This window comes from Ciceribacter sp. L1K22, from assembly GCF_017599385.1.
Lineage (GTDB): Bacteria > Pseudomonadota > Alphaproteobacteria > Rhizobiales > Rhizobiaceae > Allorhizobium.
Genome location: NZ_JAGFPK010000002.1, coordinates 347,136 through 366,080 on the forward strand (window position 1 = coordinate 347,136; position 18,945 = coordinate 366,080).

The following is an 18,945-nucleotide window of genomic DNA, read 5'->3' on the forward strand; positions in this document are numbered from 1 at the left end:
CGGCAGTTGCATAGGAGTTATGCCTAATTTGAATTATTTTAATGTATGATTTCGTGTAGAAGGCACACCAACGTTACGGTGCATGCCATGCGTGCATACGAGCCGACCTCCAACCCGCTGACCTGTCGACACGGTTCCGTCATCCGGAACGCTCGCCGTCGTAAAACCGTTAGCAAGGTCGAGACTAGAAGCAGCCTGCACACTCAGTCCAATGTCGGAATCGTTCCGACGATGAGGAATTTATGTACCGAGCCGTAGACACAGGTCATGCAGACCATGCAGTGGATGCCAGTTCCGATTTACGGGACGACGCCGGAAATGATGCAGTTGCGCGCCGTCTGATGGCACTGGGCAAGGCGCATGGTATGCCGTTTTTTCTGGTGGCGAGCTTTCCCAAGGCGGATAAGCCCGAATTCCTCGCCAATCTGATCAGCTGCAACTGGCCTGCATCGCTGCGCGATATCTATCATTCGACCGATGCCTTCGGTTTCAGCAAGCTGGTGGGTCGCCTGCGGCAAGGTGTGAGACCGTTCTTCACCCGCGAATGCCTTTTTTCGACGGCATTGAACTCGGAATCGGATGCAGACCAGAAGCTTCTGTTCGAGAGCCAGGGCCTGGTCTCCAGCATCGCGTTCTCGTTACACGACGCTCATCTCAATCACTACATCTTCGTGTTCTCGGGGACGCGAGACGCTCTTCCGCAGGAAGACGTCGCTAAGCTCTATTTCGGAGCACTGGAACTGCTGGATCTCGACCTCACACGCTCGCCGCAGGACGGTCCGCGGGAGAAGTTGTCCGCACGCGAACTGGAGTGCCTTCGCTGGTCGGCCGCGGGCAAAAGCAGCGAGGAGATCGCCGTTATCCTGAACATCTCTGGACATACGGTCATCAGCTATCTGAAGAGCGCGATGCGAAAGCTTGACTCGGTCAACAGGATGCAGGCGGTCGCTCGAGCTTGCCGATTCCGCCTGTTGTGATCCGATTAGTCGTCGATGGAGTCTAGGCTCAGAAGCCGCTGCCGCCGCGGATTTCCGACATCACGGTGCCGACAAGGATTTTGATGTCCAGCCAAATCGAGAAGTTCTCGATGTAATAGAGATCGCAGGCGATACGGGCACGGGCTTTGGCCGGACGATCCGTTGGGCCACGCAAACCGCGCATCTGCGCCAGTCCCGTTATGCCGGGCCGCATGGCGTGACGGCGGTGATATTCCGGAACAAGGCTTTCATAGGGCATGCCCGCAGCAAGCATGCCGATAGCATGGCAGCGCGGGCCGACCAGCGACATATCGCCCATCAGCACATTGAACAGTTGCGGCAGTTCGTCGATGTTGGTCTTGCGCAGGATAGCGCCCATTCGCGTTACGCGCGGATCGTTTTTCACCGTCTGCGCGACCCCGGTCGTGTCGCAGAGGTCGGTTCGCATGGAGCGGAACTTGTACACCCTGATTGTCTTGCATCCCTTGCCCCAGCGGTGCTGCCTGAACAGAACCGGACCGGGACTGTCGAGCTTGATCAAAAGCGCGACCGTCAGGAAAAACGGCAGCAACAGCAGAAGAGCGAGACCTGACACGAAGATGTCGAGCGATCGCTTCAAGGCGTAATGCACCGCCACCTGGCGATTGTCATCGCGACCGTTGAACGAGGCCGCTTCGATGTACGCCATGGGAGCAGACATTGCTGCGGGGCGTGCGGTATCCGAATCCTGGATTTGCGCAATACTCACGGTTTTCGCCTCGTTCATTCATGATGGTTGCGCCAAGACACCCTGGTTGAATAAATCACCTTTTCGGCAAAGTCATTCGCAAAATTAACGGTTGGTTAACTTAACCAAGTCCCGTTGCAAGACGGTCACGGCATTTTTGGCCGTCCTGCAAAGTTTGTCCTATTTGTGGCGGTGAATATTTCTCGACTGATCGTATTTTAATCTATTGAAGACTAAAAACGATGCATTTGTCGAAAATTTAACAATTGTGTGACGGTTTTTTGGGCTTTGGATTTAACCGTCTTTTCTGTCCGCTATTCATATTAGGTAAACCTCAAGGTCTAGGTTTTCCGGGGAAAAATCGATCGTCGATGCGCCCGAAAATCCGATGGTGAGACTGTCTCCGGTGACCAGTTGCGCCAGGCAGTTGACGCAATTTTGGTCGTTTGCCTGTCCTGTCAGCGAGGCTAGCGCGATCGACTCGTTTCGCAGAACCGTAACGTGATGACCAGAGGACGCGCTCGTCCGGAGCCGCAGATTTATCGCATAGAAGCCGTCGGCAGGGACAATGAGTCGATTGCCGATACCGCTCCCCGGCGCTGCTGAACCGAGCGTGAAGCCACCTTGGCTAAACAAAATCGTGTCGAAGCCGATCTGCGAATCGTTTGGTGGAACATAGGCGCCGATAGACAGTGTTGCCGATACCAACGGGCGGTTCGGCTGGTCGACCACCCCTGCCAGTGAGACGTCCAGAGCGGTAAACCAGTTGGTGCCGTCCGGACTGACCTTGAGGGCAAGTCGGCTGCTTCCAGCCAGACCGATCTCCGCATGGCCGAGCCAATCCGTCTGGAAAACGACAGCCGCCGTGTCTGCCGACGCCTGCCTGTTGATTGTCAGTCGATGATCAGAGCCTGCGTGGTTGAAGAGCGTCGCCGGTGCCGAGACACAAAGCCGGTTCGTGTTGTCCGCCGTCGCATTGATCCCGAGCGTGCCGACGCTTGCGTGCGACGGCAGGACAATCGATTGCCACTGGCCCTCCGCAAAGATTTTCATGTCGTGGTCGCCGGGGAAGTATGCCCTCCAGCCTTCCCTGGGGGAGAGAAAAAGCCACGCGCCGTCCTGCCGGACGGCAATCTTTCCGTCCTTGCCGGACCAGGCTCCGCCGGCCCCTGCGGAGACGATAAAGCAGTCGCCATCGGCTGCGTCTTCCGGTGTGTCGACGAGATCGTCGACCAGAACGAGCTGAGTTATGGCGTCCAGACGCGTCAGCGCGTCGTTATGAGTGATATGTTTCTGCGCCTGTGCTTGCCTGAGGTAGGGCAGGTCGAGGTTCGGTGTGGTCTCGCGCATCGTTGGTCTCCTTCTAACGGCCGGACATTTCCGGATCACGCGCCGATGATTGTCGCTTGCCGACGGAGAAGGGGGATGCGGAGGACGAGGAAAAAATGTGGTTCTTTGATAATTAAGGGAGTATCTCCCCGCCTCTTTGTGGTGCTTGAATATCGACTTTAGGTCTGTGTCGCGTGTGCTTTCCCGGCATCTCGCCCGATGTCCCAAAATGCACGATTGACGTCCCGCATGGACTTGCTCTTTGGCGCGGCTGTGCGAATGTGGCCGCCACATATCCACAGGACCAACAGATGCGTTACTCCGCCCTCTCCATCGTCAGGGAAGCGTTCTCAGGCAACAGGAACTGGAAGCCGGCTTGGCGTGAGCCCGAGCCGAAGCCGCATTACGACGTTATCATTGTCGGCGGCGGCGGCCATGGGCTTGCCACCGCCTACTACCTCGCCAAGGAATTCGGCGTCACGAATGTCGCGGTGATCGAGAAGGGATATCTCGGTTCCGGCAATATCGGCCGCAACACCACGATCATCCGCTCTAACTACATGCTGGAAGGCAACGAGCCGTTCTACGAGCTGTCGATGACGCTGTGGGAAGGGCTGGAGCAGGACTTCAACTTCAACGCCATGGTCAGCCAGCGCGGCATCGTCAACCTGTTCCACTCCGACGGCCAGCGCGATTCGTATGCGCGGCGCGGCAATGCGATGAAGATCCACGGCGTCGACGCGGAACTGCTCGACCGCGAGCAGGTTCGCAAGATGATGCCGTATCTGAATTTCGAGCATGCGCGCTTCCCGATCCTGGGTGGCCTCCACCAGAAGCGCGCCGGCACCGCCCGGCACGACGCTGTCGCCTGGGGTTATGCGCGCGGCGCGGACAGTCGCGGCGTCGATCTTATCCAGCATTGCGAGGTGACAGGCATTCGCCGGGACGCCGATGGTCACGTGCTCGGCGTGGAGACGACCAAAGGCTTCATCGGCTGCGGCAAGCTGGCGCTGGCAACCGCTGGCAATACCTCGTTGACCGGACGGATGGCAGGCCTCGAACTACCGATCGAGTCGCATGTCCTGCAGGCTTTCGTCTCGGAAGGCGTCAAGCCGGTTATCGATAACGTTATCACCTATGGTGCCGGACACTTCTATATCTCGCAGTCGGACAAGGGTGGTTTGGTGTTCGGTGCGGACATCGATTATTATTCCTCCTATGCCCAGCGCGGCAATCTTGCGACCGTCGAGCATACGATTGAGGAAGGCGTGTCGTTGATCCCGGGCCTTTCCCGGCTGCGCGTTCTGCGCGCCTGGGGCGGGGTCATGGACATGTCGATGGACGGCTCGCCGATTATCGACAAGACACCGATCGACAATCTCTACCTGAACTGCGGCTGGTGTTACGGCGGCTTCAAGGCGACGCCCGCTTCGGGCTTCTGCTTTGCGCACCTGATTGCCCGCAACGAGCCACATCATGTCGCACGCCTCCTGCGCCTTGATCGCTTCCGTCGCGGTTTTGCTGTCGACGAGGGCGGCAAGGGCCCGCAACCCAATCTTCATTGAGACATCCGATGGCCAGCCTGATTCATTGCCCGCATTGCGGGGTTCGACCGAAAGAAGAGTTCTCCATCAGGGGAGATGCGGTGCCGCAGCGTCCGTCGCCTTCGGCCGATGACGATGCGTGGTACCGGTATGTATTTGTTAGAGACAATCCCAAGGGGCGCATCCGGGAATACTGGCACCACACCGGTGGCTGCCGCCGCTGGCTCGTCGTGGAGCGCGACAATGCCATGAGCCACGAGGTCTTTTCCGTACGGGATGCCGCCGATGTGGCGCGGGAGGCGGGCCGATGACCAGCCATCGTTTAAACAGTGGCGGCCTTGTCAATCGCGGGCGCAGCTTCACCTTCACCTTCGATGGTCGGGAAATGAAGGGCCTTGAAGGCGACACGCTTGCCTCGGCATTGCTCGCCAACGATCAGATGCTGGTCGGCCGGTCCTTCAAATATCATCGTCCGCGCGGCATCGTGACGGCTGGGTCGGCAGAGCCGAATGCTCTGGTCGCCATCGGGGAGGGCGCGCGCACCGAGCCCAATACGCGGGCGACGGTGGTGGAGCTTTATCACGGCCTTGTCGCCCGCAGCCAGAACCGGTGGCCGTCGTTGAAATACGATATCGGCTCCGTCAATGGTTTGCTGTCGCCGTTTCTGAGCGCCGGCTTCTACTACAAGACATTCATGTGGCCGGCCTCGTTCTGGGAGAAGGTCTATGAACCGCTGATCCGCAAGGCGGCGGGTCTCGGCAAGGCTGTGATGGAAGCGGACCCGGACCGCTACGAGAAGAGCTGGGCGCATTGCGACCTGCTCGTCATTGGCGCCGGACCGACCGGGTTGATGGCAGCGCTCGCCGCCGGTCGGGCCGGCCTTCGCGTGATCCTCGCCGACGAGGGGTTCCGGCCTGGCGGGTCGCTGCTCAACGAGCGCGTCGCGATCGGTGGAAAGCCTGCGGCTGACTATGTCGGCGATGTCGTGGCCGAGCTTTCCGCCCTGCCGAATGTAACGATTATGCCGCGCACCACGGTGTTCGGCTGGTACGACGACAACGTGTTCGGCGCGCTTGAGAAAGTGCAGAAGCACCTCGCCAAACCATCGCCGGATCTTCCGGTGGAGCGGTTGTGGCGGATCGTTGCCAAGCGGGCCGTGCTTGCGACCGGTGCCGAGGAAAGGCCGCTGGTATTCGGCGGAAACGATCGGCCCGGTGTGATGATCGCTGGCGCGGCGCGAACCTATCTCAACCGGTATGGCGTCGCCGTCGGCCAGAAGGTCGCAATCTTCTCGAACGGCGGTTCGGGTTACAAGGTGGCTGCCGACATGGCAGCGGCCGGCATCGAAGTAGCCGCCGTCATCGACAGCCGTACCGCCTCGAGTGATACGGCGCCCGCCGGCGTGCGGGTGATCAACGGCGCTGGCGTTGTCAAAACCAAAGGTCGACACCGCATCTCCGGCCTGATCCTCGAACGGTCCGGCTATGACGAGGCTCTCGATTGCGATGCGCTCCTGATGTCGGGAGGGTACAGCCCGGTGATCCATCTCGCCTGCCAGCGCGGTGCTCGCCCGGTATGGTCCGATACGCTTAGCGCATTTCTTGCGCCAGACGTAGGGCAGGGCTTGCTGGTGGCCGGCAGCGCTGCCGGTCTTTCCTCGATAACCGATTGTCTGCGTGATGGTGCCGACAAGGGGCATGCCGCAATCGAAGCCTTGGGGCGTATGGTCGGTTCGTTGCCGATACCACAAGTCGAGGGAGACTATGACCTCGCCTTCGCGCCGCTCTGGTATGTTCCGGGCGCCCGCGACAAGGCTTTTGTCGATTTCCAGAACGACGTTGACACCAAGGATCTGGGGCTCGCCCAACGTGAGGCCTACAGCCATGTGGAGCACTCCAAGCGTTATACGACAGGCGGCATGGCGACCGACCAGGGCAAGCTTGGCAACGTCAACATGGCCGGGATCATCGCCGGCATGCGCGGCGTGTCGCCGGCCGAGGTCGGGACCCCGACGTTCCGTCCCTTTTATACGCCGGTGTCGTTCGGCGCGATGGCCGGCACGAGCCGCGGCGAACACTCGCGACCTGTCCGTCAGTCGCCGCTGCATGGCTGGGCCAAAAAGAACGGCGCGATCTTCGTCGAGGCCGGGCTCTGGTATCGTTCATCCTGGTTCCCGCGAGCGGGGGAGAAGGGGTGGCGCGAAAGCGTTGACCGCGAGGTTCTGAACGTCCGTGCCAATGTGGGCCTCTGTGACGTCTCGACACTCGGCAAGATCGAGGTGTTCGGGCCGGATGCGGCGGAATTCCTGAACCGGCTCTATTCCAATGCATTCCTCAAACTGCCGGTCGGAAAGGCACGCTATGGGCTGATGCTGCGCGAGGACGGCATGGTCTATGACGACGGCACCACCAGCCGTTTGGCGGAGAACCATTTCCTCGTCACCACAACGACGGCCTATGCGGCTGAAGTGATGACTCATATGGAGTTCGCATCCCAGGTTCATTGGCCGAACCTTGACGTGCGCTTCGTATCGGTTTCGGACCAATGGGCACAGATGTCGCTCGTCGGCCCGAAGGCACGGCTGGTTCTGGAGAAGATCGTCGAGGACGACATTTCCAATGAGGCCTTCCCATTCCTTGCCGCCCGCGAGGTCGGGCTGAAGGGTGGTCTTCGCGCGCGGCTGTTCCGTATATCGTTCTCCGGCGAGCTTGCCTATGAGTTGGCCGTGCCGGCGGGCTACGGCGAAGCCGTGGCCGATGCCCTGATGGACGCCGGTAAGGAGCATTCGATCTGCGTCTATGGCGTCGAGGCGCTCAACGTGATGCGGATCGAGAAGGGACATGTCACGCACAACGAGATCGACGGCCGCACGACGCCGGACGATCTCGGTCTCGGACGGATGTTCTCCGAGCAGAAACCCGATTTCATCGGCAAGCGGCTTTCCAGCCGTTTCGGGCTGACGGCGGCTGATCGGCCGCAGCTTGTTGGAGTAAAGCCCGTCGAGCGCGACAAGGAAATCAAGGCGGGTGCCCATCTTCTCAAGGAGGGTGCCAATCCTTCGATGGCAAACGACCAGGGTTGGGTTTCGTCCGTCTGCTATTCCCCAGTCCTGGGCCAGCATATCGGGCTTGCTTTCCTCAAGTCCGGACGCGAGCGCATGGGTGAGAAGATCATCGTCTGGGATGGCCTGCGAGGATCCGAGGTGCTGGCCGAGGTCTGCGCCCCGGCCTTTGTCGATCCCGATAACAAAAGACTCTATATCTAAGGAGCGCGACCATGACCTTCCCGCATCGCCATGTGCTCGAGGACTACATTGTCGGCTTCGAAGGCACGCCCAACCCGCATCACCTTGCTGTCGTGAAAAGACCGGCCGTTCTCTCCGTTTTGGCGCGAAGCGGGCGGGAAGGGGACGCACTTTCGGTGCTTGGCCGGATAGAGACTGGTTCCGCCCGGTTTGCCGGCCCCGGCGAATGGTTGCTCGTGTCAGAGGATGCTTCTGCTTCCTCGATTGCACGGGAACTGACGGCGGCGGGAGACGACGTGCTTCATTTTACCGATCAGAGTGATGGACGCGTGGTCTTGCGTCTTGCGGGCCCGAGCGTCCGCAAGATCCTCGCCAAGTGCCTGGCGGTCGACGTCCATCCCGATGAATTTGTTGTCGGGGCTTCCACCCCCACGCAGTGCTGCCATGTCGTTGCCAATCTGGCGCGAACAGGGGAGAACACGTTTGAACTGATCCTTCCCCGCTCGTTTGCGGGCCATGTGTTTGAAGAAATCATGGAGATGGGACGCGAATATGCCATGACTGCGGGGTTTGCCTGACACGCTTTTTAGGAACACTTGCTCTGCCACACAGATATTGTTTGCCGGCGGAACAAACTTGGAGGTCGTGCGTTGCTCGCGTGGGTATGTTGCTCCGATTGACGTTGGGGCACTAATGGGTGGCACGCATTTTATGTCCTTTACTGAACCTGACACAGAAGACGCTTTTCGCTTCCTCGGTCATGGCGGAGAGATGGCATATCTCATCCGTTCGTTCGATTGGTCGTCAACGCCGGTTGGACCCGTTGAGCGCTGGCCAGCGTCGCTGAAAACGTCCACGTCTCTGATCCTTCAATCGCCCATTCCCATGGTCATGCTGTGGGGTGAAGAGGGTGTGATGATTTATAACGACGGGTATTCGGTGATTGGCGGTCACAGGCATCCGGCGCTGCTTGGATCGAACGTGCGAGACGCTTGGCCCGAGGCCAGGGATTTCAATGACCATGTGATGCGAACGGGACTGGCGGGTAAAACGCTCGCCTATCGTGACCAGGAGTTCGTCCTGCATCGAAAGGGTTATCCCGAGAGAGTGTGGCTGGACCTAGATTATTCTCCGGTTCTGGACGAAACGGGCACGCCTGCGGGTGTCATCGCCATCGTCATCGAGACCACAGAGCGTGTCATTGCCGAGCGACGCAATCGCGAGGAGTTCCAGCGCCTGCAGAACCTTTTTTCCCAGGCTCCGACGTTCATGGTGATGCTGAGCGGACCGGAGCATCGGTTCGAACTGGTCAATCCGGAGTATCGGAAACTGATCGGTCCGCGTGATGTGCTGGGTCTGCCGGTCGCCGATGCTCTGCCGGAAGTTGCCGAGCAGGGGTTCGTCGAACTCCTTGACCACGTCTTCCAGTCGGGCGAGGCAGTCAACCGGACATCGCAGAGAGTACTCCTGCGTCGAACGGAGGGAGGAGTTCTCGAAGAACGCTTTGTCGATTTCGTCTATCAGCCAATACGAGAAGATGGGGGCACCGTTACCCAGATTTTCGTTCAGGGGTCCGACGTCACCGATCGCGTTCGGGCGGAGATACACCAGAAGCTGCTGATCAACGAACTCAATCATCGCGTTAAAAACACGCTTGCCTCTATACAGTCGATCGTCACGCAGACCCTTCGCGGTGTTGAGACCAAGGAGGAGGCGGCAAAGGCCATATCCTTGCGGATCATGGCACTTTCACGAGCGCACGACGTTCTGACCCGGGAAAACTGGGAGGGAGCCGATCTGCGCGCGGTTGTCGAGAGTTCGCTCGAAGCATTTCAGGTAGCCGGACGGGATGCGATCCGAATAGGTGGACCTGATCTGCGCGTCGGACCGCATGCGGCCATCTCGCTCGCACTTGCTCTCCACGAGCTTGCGACCAATGCGACCAAATACGGTGCATTATCCAGCCCGAGCGGCAATGTTGACGTGTCCTGGTCCGTGGGTCCCCATTCCGAATTCCGGATGTCCTGGACCGAGACAGGCGGCCCGCCGGTTACGCCCAGCGATCGTCGGGGTTTCGGCTCGCGTCTTATCCTCAAGGTTCTGCCGCTTGAACTTAGGGGCGTCGCACATATCGAGTACGCGCCATCAGGGGTGGTCTTTACGCTGGACACGAGTCTGGAGGCCGTCAGCGACAAGGCCAGCGGAGCAGCTTCGTGATGGCAAGAGTTCTGATTGTCGAAGATGAAATGCTGGTCGCAATGCTGATCGAGGATGTCGTTGTCGACCTCGGCCATACGGTCGTGGGGCCTGCGATGCGACTGGAAACGGCGCTCGACATCGTCGAGGCGCAGGACGTCGATTTCGCCATTCTCGACATCAACCTGGCTGGCAAACAATCCTTTCCTGTGGCCGACAGGCTGCGTGAAAGGGGTATCCCGTTCATGTTCGCCAGCGGCTACGGCAAGGCGGGACTCATCGAGCCGTACCTGGATGCCATGGTCGTGCAGAAGCCGTTCGAACCCGACCAGATCGCGAATGCGTTGACCGGGCTTGAGCGCTGACGCCGCGAGCCGGATATCCGATCCCGCCCCACCGCAGCAAACGTCTAGCCTGCGCCGCACCCTGAACAATTCTTTTTCCGCACGCGACATGTTGCGTCGCAGCCATGGGCTTCTCGTCCTTTGCGTGCCACTCTAGCTTTCGGCACAATGCCTGTAGCGCTAAGGGGAATCCATTCATGAAAAGTCATGCGCGTGTCGTCGTCATCGGTGGTGGTGTCGTCGGATGTTCGGTGCTGTATCACCTGACCAAGTTCGGCTGGACCGATGTCGTGCTGCTCGAGCGGTCGGAGCTCACCTCCGGATCGACCTGGCATGCGGCGGGCGGCATGCATACGATCAACGGTGATCCGAACGTCGCCAAGCTGCAGAAGTACACCGTCGATCTCTACAAGGAAATCCAGGAGTATTCCGGCCAAGACATCGGGCTGCATATGACGTCCGGCCTGATGCTGGCGGCCACGCATGAGCGCTTCGACTGGTTCAAGTCGCTGCTCGCCAAAGGCAAGTATGCAGGCGGCGAGGCGCGGCTCGTCTCGGTCGAGGAGGCGCATTCGATGATGCCGTTGCTCGATCCAACCCAGTTCGTCGGCGCCGTCTTCGATCCGCACGAAGGTCATCTCGATCCCTATGGCACCACGCACGCCTACGCCAAGTCGGCGAAGAAGAACGGCGCCGAGATCTATCTCCACACCAAGGTCGAGGAACTGATGCAGTTGCCCGACGGAACGTGGCGGGTGATCACGGACAAGGGAGAGATTCAGGCCGAACACGTGGTCAACGCCGCCGGCCTCTGGGCGCGCGAAGTGGGTCGCATGGTCGGGCTGGAACTGCCGGTGCTTGCCATGGAGCACATGTACCTGATCACCGAGGACATGCCGGAGGTGATCGAGTTCAACCAGAAGGCCGGTCGAGAACTGATGCACTGCGTCGACTTCGACGGCGAAATCTATATTCGCCAGGAGCGCAACGGCATGCTCATGGGCACCTACGAGAAGGATTGCCGCCCATGGTCGCCGATAGAGACGCCCTGGACCTTCGGGCACGAGCTGCTGGCCGAAGACCTTGAACGGATCACCAACGAACTCGAGATCGGCTTCCGTCATTTTCCGGCTTTCAACAATGCCGGCATCCGCAAGATCATCAACGGGCCGTTCACATTCTCCCCCGACGGCAACCCGCTGGTCGGTCCGGTGCGCGGCATGACGAATTTCTGGTCGGCCTGCGCGGTCATGGCCGGCTTCAGCCAGGGCGGCGGCGTTGGACTTGCGCTCGCCCAGTGGATCATCAACGGCGATCCGGGCTTCGATGTCTTTGCCATGGATGTCTGCCGTTACGGCGACTACGCGACGCTCGCCTATACCAATGCCAAGGTGCGCGAGAACTATTCCCGCCGGTTCTCGATCCGCTATCCGAACGAGGAACTTCCGGGTGCGCGGCCACTGCTTACTACGCCGGTCTACGACAAGCTTAAGAGCGCCGGCGCCGTCTTCGGAGCCTATTACGGCCTTGAGACTCCGCTTTGGTTCGCGCCTGAAGGCGTCGAGGACAAGTTCTCCTGGCGCCGTTCGACCGATTTCGACTATGTCGCGGCCGAAGCAAAGACGGTGCGGGCCGGCGTCGGGATCATGGAGACCTCGGGCTTTGCGAAATATACCGTGTCGGGTCCTGGCGCGCGCGACTGGATCGACCGGATGCTGACCTGCCGCATCCCGCCGGCCGGTCGCATGACGCTTGCGCCGATGCTGAACGAAGCCGGCAAGCTGATCGGCGATTTCACGCTTGCGACGCTCGACGACGAAGACTTCCTGCTGATCGGCTCTGGTCTTGCAGAGGACTACCACATGCGCTGGTTCGAACAGCATTTGCCGGATGATGGTTCCGTCGAGATCGAGTCGCTCAATCTGGGTCTGACCGGCCTTGCGATCGCGGGACCGAAATCGCGCGAGGTGCTGGCAAAGCTGACGCATCTCGATGTCTCGAACGAAGCGTTTCCGTTCATGGACATTCGTGAAATGGATATCGGCATGGCGCCTGTCGTCGTAGGGCGCGTCAGCTACACCGGCGATCTCGGCTACGAAATCTGGGTCCGGCCTGAGTACCAGCGTTATCTCTACGACTTGATCATGGAGGCAGGGGCCGAGTTCGGTATCAAGCCGTTCGGTCTGCGGGCTCTCAACGCGCTTCGTCTCGAAAAGTCCTACGGCAGCTGGTCGCGCGAATACCGGCCCCTCTATGGTCCGCTCGAAGCCGGTCTTTCCCGCTTCGTGGCGCTCAAGAAGGAGGCGGACTTCATCGGCAAGAAAGCGGCGATGGAGGAAAAGCTGTCGGGGGGAAAGCTGCGCCTGCGCACCTTCATCATCGACGCGAAGGATGCCGATGTCATCGGGGACGAGCCGATCTTCTACAAGGGCGAGCCGCTCGGCTGGGTGACTTCGGGAGGTTATGCGCATGCGGCGGGTGTGTCGGTAGCGGTCGGATACGTGCCGAAGGACATCGCTGATGAGGCGGACGGATGGTCGATCGAAATTCTCGGAGACGTTCTTCCGGCCCGTCTGCAGCCTCATCCTCTTTTCGATGCGAACGGTTCCGTCATGCGCGGCTGACTCGGCGAACACGACTCGCGCGGTAGTAGTGCCGTCATTTGCAACCGTACCGTTTTTTCGAAAGCGGTACGCTGCCCAAAATTGCTGCACATCATGCCGCAAATTTGATGCCTCAGGCCGTTTTGGCGTCAATTTGTGCGGAAATGCGTCGAAAATGCGGGAAGTCGAGCTTTTAGACTTCCCTTTTTTATCCGAGACGCTATGGAATTGCTCCAGTTGGTGACCCGCAAGGGTAGACAAAAAAGAGACGCGGCGATGAAGATCGCGTCCGGGGGTAGTAAATGGAGTACTTTGTCCAGCAGCTCATCAACGGGCTGACTCTTGGATCCATCTATGGTCTGGTGGCGATCGGCTATACGATGGTTTACGGCATCATCGGCATGATCAATTTCGCCCATGGCGATATCTTCATGCTTGGCGGCTTCGCAGCCCTGATCGTTTTTCTCATCCTGACGTCGTTCTTTGCCGGCATACCGGTCGCGCTGGCCCTGCTGGTCATGTTGATCGTGGCCATGCTGATGACGGGTCTGTGGAACTGGGTGATCGAACGCGTTGCCTACCGGCCTCTGCGCGGTTCGTTCCGCCTGGCGCCGCTGATCACTGCCATCGGCATGTCGATCGTGCTGTCGAACTTCATCCAGGTCACGCAGGGCCCGCGCAACAAGCCGATCCCGCCGCTGGTCAATGACGTCTATCATTTCGGCGACATCACGATTTCGCTGAAGCAGCTGATCATCGTTGCCGTCACTGTCGTTCTGCTGGCTGCGTTCTGGTACATCGTCAACAAGACGCCGCTCGGGCGTGCTCAACGTGCGACGGAGCAGGACCGTAAGATGGCCGCACTGCTCGGCGTCGACGTCGACCGGACCATATCGATCACCTTCGTTATGGGTGCTGCGCTGGCCGCGGTCGCTGGCACGATGTATCTGATGTATTACGGCGTTGCCTCGTTCAACGACGGCTTCATTCCGGGTGTCAAGGCGTTCACCGCCGCGGTTCTCGGCGGTATCGGATCGTTGCCGGGTGCGGTTCTCGGCGGGCTGCTGATCGGCCTCATCGAATCTCTTTGGTCTGCTTACTTCACGATCGCCTACAAGGACGTGGCCACCTTCGGTATCCTCGCCTTCGTGCTGATCTTCAAGCCGACCGGTATCCTTGGTCGACCCGAAGTCGAGAAGGTTTGACATCATGACAAGCACTGTATCCACTACAGCCCAGGTCGAGCAGAGCACGCTCGGCCGGGCGGTGAAGGAGGCTATCTTTGCCGGCGTTCTTGCCTTCGGCATGTTCCTCCTGTTCGTCGGCATCGAAACCTACCAGGACATGAACAACGCGTTGGTGTGGCGGACACGCTGGGGTCTTCTGGCCAGCTTTGTCCTCATCGCTGCCGCCGGACGCTTCTTCGTGGTCGCCGTCTTCCAGCCCTGGAAGGCGTCGCGCACCAGCCGCCGCGCCCAGGTACCGGTGCATGAGGTCGATGCAAAGCCATCCTTCTTCCACCAGCATTTCCTGAAGTTGGCGCTCGCCGCCGTGCTGATCTATCCGGCCGTTGCCGTCTGGGCTGCGGGCATTCAGGGCTCGCTGAAGTTCGTCGACAACTTCGGCATCCAGATCCTTATCTACGTGATGCTGGCCTGGGGCCTCAACATCGTCGTCGGCCTCGCGGGTCTTCTCGACCTCGGCTACGTGGCCTTCTATGCGGTCGGCGCCTACTCTTATGCGCTGCTGTCGCAGCAGTTCGGCCTGTCGTTCTGGGTTCTGCTTCCGCTGTCGGGCATCCTGGCTGCGTTCTGGGGCATCATTCTCGGCTTCCCGGTTCTGCGGCTCAGAGGCGACTATCTCGCGATCGTGACGCTCGCCTTCGGCGAAATCATCCGCCTTGTGCTGATCAACTGGACGGACGTCACCAAGGGTACGTTCGGCATTTCCGGCATCCCGAAGGCCACGCTGTTCGGCATGTCGTTCGATGCCTCGCCGGACGGTTTTGCCAAGACCTTCGGCCTGCCGATGTCGTCGGCCTACTACAAGATCTTCCTGTTCTATGTGATCGTGGCGCTCTGCCTGCTCACTGCCTACGTGACGATCCGCCTGCGCCGGATGCCGATCGGACGTGCGTGGGAAGCTTTGCGCGAAGATGAAATCGCCTGCCGTTCGCTCGGCATCAACACGGTCGCGACCAAGCTGACGGCGTTCTCGATCGGTGCGATGTTCGGCGGCTTCGCCGGCTCGTTCTTCGCCGCCCGCCAGGGCTTCGTCTCGCCGGAAAGCTTCGTCTTCCTGGAATCCGCTGTCATTCTCGCCATCGTGGTTCTGGGCGGCATGGGTTCGCTGACGGGTATCGCGATTGCAGCGATCGTCATGGTCGGCGGCACGGAAGCGCTGCGCGAGATGGAGTTCCTGAAGCATATCTTCGGCGACGATTTTACGCCGGAACTCTACCGCATGCTGCTCTTCGGCCTGGCTATGATCATCGTGATGCTGTTCAAGCCGCGCGGCTTCGTGGGGTCGCGCCAGCCAACCGCCTTCCTCAAGGAAAGCAAGGCTGTGTCTGGTAGCTTTACCAAGGAAGGTCACGGTTGATGACGTCCGGGACGACTGCAATGACTGATACGATCCTCAAGGTCGAACACCTGTCGATGAAGTTCGGTGGTCTGATGGCCATCAACGACTTCTCGTTCGAGGCCAAGCGCGGGGAAATTACCGCGCTGATCGGCCCGAACGGCGCGGGCAAGACCACAGTGTTCAACTGCATCACCGGTTTCTACAAGCCGACGATGGGCATGATCACGCTGACGCAGAAGAGTGGCGAGCAGTTTCTGCTCGAACGTCTCGCCGACTTCGAGATCACCAAGAAGGCGAAGGTCGCGCGCACCTTCCAGAATATCCGGCTGTTCTCGGGTCTGACGGTTCTGGAAAACCTGCTCGTCGCCCAGCACAACATGCTCATGAAGGCCTCGGGCTACACCGTTCTCGGTCTGCTTGGCCTGCCGGCCTACAAGGCGGCGGAAAAAGCCTCGATCGACAGGGCGAAGTTCTGGCTGGAGAAGGCCGATCTTGTCGAGCGCGCCGACGATCCGGCCGGTGATCTGCCCTATGGTGCACAGCGTCGCCTCGAGATCGCACGAGCCATGTGCACCGGCCCCGAACTGTTGTGCCTCGATGAGCCGGCCGCCGGTCTCAATCCGAAGGAGTCGCTGGCGCTCAACGCGCTTTTGCGCAGCATTCGCGACGAGGGTACCTCGCTGCTGCTCATCGAGCACGACATGTCGGTGGTTATGGAAATCTCCGACCATGTGGTGGTTCTGGAATACGGCCAGAAGATTTCCGACGGCAGTCCGGATCACGTCAAAAACGATCCGAAGGTGATCGCTGCCTATCTCGGTGTCGAGGACGAAGAATTGGAAGACGCGATACATGAAGTCGACGCCGTTTCGGGAGGGCAGAACTGATGTCTGCTGAAGGCCTGCTCAAGGTAGAAGGTGTCGAAACCTACTACGGAAACATCCGCGCGCTGGCCGGTGTCACCGTGCACGTCAATCGCGGCGAGATCGTCAGCCTGATCGGCGCGAACGGCGCCGGCAAGTCGACGCTGATGATGACGATCTGCGGCGCGCCGCAGGCCCGCACGGGTACGATCACGTTCGACGGCACCGATATTACCAAGATGCCGACGCACCTGATCGCGCGCCGCCGCATCGCCCAGTCGCCCGAGGGACGTCGCATCTTCCCGCGCATGACGGTGCTCGAAAACCTGCAGATGGGTGCCGGCCTCGATAACCTCAAATACTTCAACGAGGACGTCGAGAAGATCTTCACGCTCTTCCCGCGCTTGAAGGAGCGCCAGAGCCAGCGCGGCGGAACCTTGTCTGGTGGTGAGCAGCAGATGCTGTCGATCGGCCGCGCCTTGATGGCCCGCCCGAAGCTCCTCCTGCTGGACGAGCCGTCACTCGGTCTTGCGCCGCTGATCGTCAAGGGAATCTTCGAAGCGATCCGCAAGCTTAACAAGGAAGAGGGGCTGACCGTGTTCCTCGTCGAACAGAACGCATTCGCGGCGCTGAAGCTGTCGGACCGCGCCTATGTAATGGTCAACGGACAGGTCACGATGAGCGGTACCGGCAAGGAACTGCTCGCCGATCCGTCGGTCCGCGCGGCCTACCTCGAAGGCGGCCACCACTAAGGCGCCGATAGGAGTATTCGATATGCAGGGTTTGTTTTTCGAGAGCGATACCGGCGTCCGCTATGTGCTGCGCTTCCTGGTCGTCCTCCTCGGGTTCTGGACCGCGTGGCGTACCGGCAAGGCGGTCGCCGAAGGGTGGCAGGATTATCCGACGGTCATCGTTTACACGCTTCTTCTCGGCGTCGTGATGCGTTTCCTGCATTACGCGCTGTTCCAGGGGCCCTTCATCAGCCCTTCGTTCTACGTCATTGACGTGGTGCTTCTGATGATCCTTTCGATCAGTGGTTTCCGGACACGGCGCACCACGCAAATGGTTGAAAACTATTACTGGATGTACGAAAAAACCTCGCCTTTTTCCTGGAAGAAGAAAGATTGACAGCGTCGGTTTTCTCGTCTCACATAACAACAGAGTGGAACAGTTTTCCCGCGCAGTGATGGTGGGTATTGCGCAGGGTTCTCGTAACCAAAGCCACCTTAAAAATTGGGAGTAACATAATGAAGAAGTCGCTTCTCTCCGCCGTTGCGCTGACGGCAGTGGTAGCCTTCGGCGGCAACGCCTGGGCAGACCTGCTGGTTGGCGTCGCCGGCCCGCTGACCGGTCCGAACGCCGCTTTCGGCGCTCAGCTGCAGAAGGGTGCCGAGCAGGCAGCTGCCGACATCAACGCAGCTGGCGGCATCAACGGTGAAATGATCAAGATCGTGCTCGGCGACGACGTTTCGGACGCCAAGCAGGGCGTTTCCGTTGCCAACAAGTTCGTTGCTGACGGCGTCAAGTTCGTCGTCGGTCACTTCAACTCGGGCGTTTCGATCCCGGCTTCGGAAGTCTACGCCGAAAACGGCATCATGCAGATCACGCCTGCTTCGACCAACCCGACCTACACCGAGCGCGGCCTGTGGAACACCTTCCGTACCTGCGGCCGTGACGACCAGCAGGGCCTCGTCGCCGGCAGCTACATCGCCGAAAAGTTCAAGGACGCCAAGGTCGCCGTCATTCACGACAAGACCCCCTACGGTCAGGGTCTGGCTGACGAAACCAAGAAGGCCATGAACGCCGCTGGCGTCACCGAAGTGATCTACGAAGGCGTCACGACCGGCGACAAGGACTTCTCGGCTCTGATCGCCAAGATGAAGGAAGCCGGCGTTACCGTCGTCTACTTCGGCGGTCTGCACACCGAGTTCGGCCTGATCGAGCGCCAGGCTGCCGACCAAGGCATGAAGGCAACCTTCATGTCGGGCGACGGTATCGTTTCGAACGAACTGGCTTCGATCGCCGGCGACGCCGTCATCGGTACCCTGATGACCTTCGCTCCGGATCCGCGCAAGAACCCGGCCGCACAGGACGTCGTCAAGAAGTTCCGTGACGCCAACTTCGAGCCGGAAGCCTACACCCTGTACTCGTATGCTGCCCTGCAGGTCATCGCAGAGGCTGCAAAGGCCGCCGGCTCGAACGATCCGGAAGCCGTTGCCACCGCAACGAAGGAAAAGGGTCCGTTCCCGACCGTTATCGGCGAACTCGGCTTCGACGAGAAGGGCGACATCACCCGTCCGGACTACGTCATGTACGAGTGGAAGAAGGGCGAAGACGGCAACATCAGCTACTTCGAAATGTAATCATCAGGCCTTACGGCCGGTGTCATGGAAGCCCGGTCGCAAGACCGGGCTCAGACTGCTGACAAACCCCTGGCTACATCCGGGGGTTTATGATTCACTGGGACATGTTGAAGAAACCTGCTCCCGAACAGACGGCTCTCGAGATGGTGACGCTGACCGTCTGCGTATCATT

General features: G+C 59.8%; 16 protein-coding genes. 14 read left to right on the forward strand and 2 right to left on the reverse strand.

The window, feature by feature from the left end; genetic code table 11:
• The first annotated feature begins 341 nt into the window (after positions 1 to 341).
• Positions 342 to 977 (forward strand): helix-turn-helix transcriptional regulator, encoded by a 636-nt coding sequence (locus J5J09_RS19665; RefSeq protein ID WP_281436299.1) that lies wholly within the window; start codon positions 342 to 344, stop codon positions 975 to 977.
• 28 nt (positions 978 to 1,005) lie between these two features.
• Here J5J09_RS19665 and J5J09_RS19670 read toward each other — a convergent pair whose 3' ends face one another.
• A complete protein-coding gene (locus tag J5J09_RS19670) occupies positions 1,006 to 1,725 on the reverse strand; it encodes a sugar transferase (protein WP_348646496.1) in 720 nt (239 codons plus the stop codon).
• Positions 1,726 to 2,022: 297 nt separating this feature from the next.
• Entirely contained in the window at positions 2,023 to 3,054 is a 1,032-nt protein-coding gene (locus J5J09_RS19675; RefSeq protein WP_208553927.1) for a DUF2793 domain-containing protein, read from the reverse strand.
• Positions 3,055 to 3,344: 290 nt separating this feature from the next.
• On the opposite strand from J5J09_RS19675, the gene J5J09_RS19680 reads away from it, so the two are divergent.
• The 13 genes from J5J09_RS19680 (at position 3,345) to J5J09_RS19740 (ending at position 18,773) form a co-directional block, all read left to right on the forward strand.
• On the forward strand, positions 3,345 to 4,598 hold the full coding sequence (locus J5J09_RS19680; protein WP_208553928.1) for a sarcosine oxidase subunit beta family protein: 1,254 nt from the start codon (positions 3,345 to 3,347) through the stop codon (positions 4,596 to 4,598).
• Between the two features lie 8 nt (positions 4,599 to 4,606).
• Positions 4,607 to 4,888, forward strand: coding sequence for a sarcosine oxidase subunit delta (locus J5J09_RS19685; RefSeq protein WP_208553929.1), 282 nt, complete (start codon positions 4,607 to 4,609; stop codon positions 4,886 to 4,888).
• Entirely contained in the window at positions 4,885 to 7,842 is a 2,958-nt protein-coding gene (locus J5J09_RS19690; RefSeq protein WP_208553930.1) for a sarcosine oxidase subunit alpha family protein, read from the forward strand. Before J5J09_RS19685 ends, J5J09_RS19690 begins: the two co-directional genes overlap by 4 nt.
• 11 nt (positions 7,843 to 7,853) lie before the next feature.
• Entirely contained in the window at positions 7,854 to 8,399 is a 546-nt protein-coding gene (locus J5J09_RS19695) for a sarcosine oxidase subunit gamma family protein (RefSeq protein ID WP_208553931.1), read from the forward strand.
• A 193-nt stretch (positions 8,400 to 8,592) separates the two neighbouring features.
• Positions 8,593 to 10,038 carry an HWE histidine kinase domain-containing protein gene (locus tag J5J09_RS19700; RefSeq protein WP_208553932.1) on the forward strand — a complete coding sequence of 482 codons (1,446 nt, stop codon included), beginning with the start codon at positions 8,593 to 8,595 and terminating at the stop codon, positions 10,036 to 10,038.
• Positions 10,038 to 10,382 (forward strand): response regulator, encoded by a 345-nt coding sequence (locus J5J09_RS19705; protein ID WP_208553933.1) that lies wholly within the window; start codon positions 10,038 to 10,040, stop codon positions 10,380 to 10,382. Before J5J09_RS19700 ends, J5J09_RS19705 begins: the two co-directional genes overlap by 1 nt.
• Before the next feature lie 176 nt (positions 10,383 to 10,558).
• On the forward strand, positions 10,559 to 12,985 hold the full coding sequence (locus J5J09_RS19710; RefSeq protein ID WP_208553934.1) for an FAD-dependent oxidoreductase: 2,427 nt from the start codon (positions 10,559 to 10,561) through the stop codon (positions 12,983 to 12,985).
• Between the two features lie 281 nt (positions 12,986 to 13,266).
• Positions 13,267 to 14,169 carry a branched-chain amino acid ABC transporter permease gene (locus tag J5J09_RS19715; protein WP_208553935.1) on the forward strand — a complete coding sequence of 301 codons (903 nt, stop codon included), beginning with the start codon at positions 13,267 to 13,269 and terminating at the stop codon, positions 14,167 to 14,169.
• Between the two features lie 4 nt (positions 14,170 to 14,173).
• The gene (livM, locus tag J5J09_RS19720; protein WP_208553936.1) at positions 14,174 to 15,565 is read left to right on the forward strand and encodes a high-affinity branched-chain amino acid ABC transporter permease LivM; all 1,392 of its coding nucleotides are present in this window, start codon (positions 14,174 to 14,176) and stop codon (positions 15,563 to 15,565) included.
• Entirely contained in the window at positions 15,565 to 16,434 is an 870-nt protein-coding gene (locus J5J09_RS19725) for an ABC transporter ATP-binding protein (protein ID WP_281436289.1), read from the forward strand. Before livM ends, J5J09_RS19725 begins: the two co-directional genes overlap by 1 nt.
• Positions 16,434 to 17,162: an ABC transporter ATP-binding protein gene (locus J5J09_RS19730; protein ID WP_208553938.1), complete on the forward strand. Its 729-nt coding sequence runs from the start codon at positions 16,434 to 16,436 to the stop codon at positions 17,160 to 17,162. The genes J5J09_RS19725 and J5J09_RS19730 overlap by 1 nt, the downstream gene beginning before the upstream one ends.
• Positions 17,163 to 17,184: 22 nt before the next feature.
• The gene (locus J5J09_RS19735) at positions 17,185 to 17,538 is read left to right on the forward strand and encodes a DUF6867 family protein (RefSeq protein ID WP_208553939.1); all 354 of its coding nucleotides are present in this window, start codon (positions 17,185 to 17,187) and stop codon (positions 17,536 to 17,538) included.
• A gap of 119 nt (positions 17,539 to 17,657) precedes the next feature.
• Positions 17,658 to 18,773, forward strand: coding sequence for a branched-chain amino acid ABC transporter substrate-binding protein (locus J5J09_RS19740; RefSeq protein ID WP_208553940.1), 1,116 nt, complete (start codon positions 17,658 to 17,660; stop codon positions 18,771 to 18,773).
• The last annotated feature ends 172 nt before the right edge of the window (positions 18,774 to 18,945 follow it).